General features: G+C 45.7%; 5 protein-coding genes. 1 reads left to right on the top strand and 4 read right to left on the bottom strand.

The genetic code is table 11. The features are described from left to right. The coding region (locus IID12_10175) for a hypothetical protein (protein ID MCH8289449.1) at nt 1–162 on the bottom strand (162 nt) is incomplete at its 3' end. Between the two features lie 260 nt (nt 163–422). Between IID12_10175 and IID12_10170 the strand changes: the two genes are divergently transcribed. Beyond that, nucleotides 423–788 carry a T9SS type A sorting domain-containing protein gene (locus IID12_10170; protein MCH8289448.1) on the top strand — a complete coding sequence of 122 codons (366 nt, stop codon included), beginning with the start codon at nt 423–425 and terminating at the stop codon, nt 786–788. A 336-nt stretch (nt 789–1,124) separates the two neighbouring features. Here IID12_10170 and aroQ read toward each other — a convergent pair whose 3' ends face one another. The 3 genes from aroQ to IID12_10155 are packed head-to-tail and all read right to left on the bottom strand — an operon-like array spanning nt 1,125 to nt 3,177. Beyond that, nucleotides 1,125–1,553 carry a type II 3-dehydroquinate dehydratase gene (aroQ, locus tag IID12_10165; protein MCH8289447.1) on the bottom strand — a complete coding sequence of 143 codons (429 nt, stop codon included), beginning with the start codon at nt 1,551–1,553 and terminating at the stop codon, nt 1,125–1,127. Further along, nucleotides 1,550–2,659 carry a 3-dehydroquinate synthase gene (locus tag IID12_10160; protein ID MCH8289446.1) on the bottom strand — a complete coding sequence of 370 codons (1,110 nt, stop codon included), beginning with the start codon at nt 2,657–2,659 and terminating at the stop codon, nt 1,550–1,552. Before IID12_10160 ends, aroQ begins: the two co-directional genes overlap by 4 nt. Next, on the bottom strand, nt 2,656–3,177 hold the full coding sequence (locus IID12_10155) for a shikimate kinase (protein MCH8289445.1): 522 nt from the start codon (nt 3,175–3,177) through the stop codon (nt 2,656–2,658). Before IID12_10155 ends, IID12_10160 begins: the two co-directional genes overlap by 4 nt. Between the last annotated feature and the right edge of the window lie 48 nt (nt 3,178–3,225).

Here is a 3,225-nt window from a genome sequence, read left to right as displayed (position 1 = left end):
GGATGCGGAGCCGGGATTGTAAATTTCTACCATCTCTCCCACCGTGGGTGTTACTACTACTTCGCTTAGAAGTAGTTTGTCCTGGGCGGTAGCCGTGATCGTCAACAGCATTATTACGGCAGGAGTCAGTGATGTTCTGGTAACAGTATCGATTACCTTCATTTTCACTCTCCTTTTTCGGATTAAATAATTTGCGCTATGAACGCACAATGTTAAATATCATGTGACCTGCCCCACTCTTTGTACCACCCTTTATGTTACACAGTAAGCGTTTAGATTGCGTTAAATATCTCATCTTTTGTTAAGTAATTTCCTATTTCGGTGGTCAGTATCGCCTCCGGAGCTGGTGGACGGTATCCGAGGCTGCGGAGACAAGGAATAACGAAAACACGATTATAATATACGACGGTCTTATAGCTAATTTGTACGTTCAGGAGTTTGCCGAACGTTATAGACAGTCAAGCGGGGACACTCTCCCGATACCGGTAATAGTATCGGTTGCCGATGAAGATGAGTCTCTCCCAATGGAGTTCACTCTTTCGCAGAACTATCCAAATCCGTTCAATCCCGTAACAAGCATCGATTATGCATTGACAAAGGCGGGAAATGTAACTCTTTCGATTTATAATTTAAGAGGCGAAAGAGTGGCGACAATAGTTGATGAATATCAAATTCCGGGAATATATTCAGCGAACTGGAATGCAGAAAACAGCGCTTCGGGAATCTACTTTTACCGCCTGCAAATTGGCAGTGCTTCAATCTCTAAGAAGATGTTGCTGCTCAAATAATTTTCGTGAAACTCCGTAGGGGATGCAGATCTGCATCCCCTACATTCATACGGAGGAGTTCTCCAAGGGAGTCCTTCGTGACCTTCGGAACAAGCCCCGACTCGCAATGAAAGAGGCAATTCGTGCTTTTCCTCTTTTTTAAGGTGGGGGCAGGAGGTGGGTTCTCCAATTAAAAGATTTCCCTAATTCCCCTCTAATAAGAGGGGTGGCTTCCGGCTGAGCCGGAAGACGGGGTGTGTAAAGAGTAGCGCATACGGGTCGAAAGGGCCACCGCAGTTGGTGCTGAAATTGCCCGCCTGGCATCGGTCGGACAGGCCGCATCCTCACTCCGCTTTATTATCGTTTCTCCAGCAGGAAATCGATCGCATTGAGATAGCTATCGACGCCGCTGCCGGAAAATTGTTTGGCGGCGACAGGTTCAATGACGGAGATTTTCCTGAAATCCTCACGTGAGTTTATATCGCTAAGATGCACTTCCACTACGGGCGGTGAGACGCCTGCCACTGCGTCACGGATGGCATACGAATAATGCGTGAACGCCCCGGGATTCAGAATATATCCGTCACAATCTTTCCGGTACTTATGAAGCTGGTCAATAATCTCCCCTTCGTGGTTTGACTGGAAAAAGGTGAGTTCAACTTTCTTTCCCTGAGTATGTTCTACAATCTTTTTATTGAGTTGTTCAAGCGTTAGTCTGCCGTAAATTTCGGGTTCACGCTCGCCGAGAAGATTCAGGTTCGGACCGTTGATAATTATAATTTTCATTGCATAGCCTGCTGTGTTTTTTCGATAGACTCTTTTATCATTTTTTCGTCTATACCTGAACGGATAACCGTATTTCCGATTTTATCGAGTAGAACAAAATGGATTTCTCCATCTCTGACCTTTTTGTCTGATTTCATACTGTCCAATATTTTTTCGACGTCCAGTTCTTTGACAGAAATGTGAACGGGAATCGAATCCAACAATCTTAGAGCTTTTGCAGCAGCGTCGGAATTCAGAAGACCAAGCCGTTCGGATAAACGGACAGCTGCCTTCATTCCGAACGCGATCGCTTCACCGTGAGTGATACTGCCCCGGGGAACTATCGCCTCCACACCATGTCCGACGGTATGACCGAAATTCAGAATCCTGCGGTAATCGTTCTCTTTCTCGTCCACGCGAACCACTTCAGCCTTAAGTTCCACGCATCGTTTTATTATTCTACCGAGAAACTCGTTGTGCTTATCGTCCGGGAGTGCCGGGAAATTGTCCGATATAAAATCGGTAAATTCGCTGTCAAGTATAAGTCCGTATTTAATTACTTCTGCCATGCCGCAGTGTATTTCCCGCTGAGGGAGGGTCAGTAGAAAATCAGTGTCGATGATGACCGCTTTGGGCTGATAGAAAGCGCCGATGAGGTTTTTCCCTTTAGAGTGATTGATTCCGACCTTTCCGCCGACGCTGGAATCCACCTGCGCCAGGAGTGTGGTGGGGAGCTGTATGTAATTTACGCCCCGAAGTAATGTTGCGGCTGCGAATCCGGCCACATCTCCCACAACGCCGCCTCCTAATGAAAGGATTGTCGAGTTTCGCTCGAAACGGTTATTCAGGAAAGTGTCGTATAAATCAGAAATCACGGATAAGGATTTTGATGCTTCTCCCGGAGGGATTGTCAGAGAAGTGACATCAAATCCTGCTGATTCAAGCGAATCAACTATCGGTTTAAGATAAAGTTTTGCAACATTTTCGTCAGTCACGATACCGATTTTGTTTCCGGCTTTTAGCTTATTCAGTTCGGCGCCAATAGCAGTAGAAATCCCGTTTCCAATCCGCACGGGATAGGAGCGGGAACCGAGTTCCACGATTATTTCCTCATATCGCTCAATCATCGGTTCAATAGTCCGATGAGTTCATCAACTACGACCTCAGGGGATTTATCATTTGTGTCCAACGTGATATCCGCCGACAGATAGATTGGAAGCCTCAATGCCAGAATCTCTTTAATTTTTTTGCGTTTTTCTTCTTCTGATAATCGATTAAGAAGAGGTCTTTCAGTTGAATCGCCCGCCCGCTCAAGCAGTGTATCGATCGATGCGTTTAGAAATATACTTCTTCCGGATTTACGGATCAGATCCATATTTTCGTCCTTCATCACGATTCCTCCTCCGCAGGAGATAACGGAATTATTTTCTTCAGCCACTTCCTTCAACACGGAAGTTTCTAACTGTCTGAATTGCTCATCACCGTCTTGCTCAAATATTTTTGTTATGGGTTTCCCGGCACGAGATTCAATCAGATTGTCCGTATCGACAAATTGGCGGTTAAGTCTTTCCGCTAACAGTTTACCGGTGACGCTTTTACCGACGCCCATAAACCCCAAAATATATATGTTATTTTTTGGGGACACGAGCCAGTAATTCCTCCATCGAGTCTCCGCCGAATTTCTCGAGAATCG

The organism is Candidatus Neomarinimicrobiota bacterium (assembly GCA_022567655.1).
Classification (GTDB): domain Bacteria; phylum Fidelibacterota; class SORT01; order SORT01; family SORT01; genus JADFGO01.
Note: the sequence above shows the minus strand (reverse complement) of the source record. Positions and strands in the feature narration are given on the sequence as shown.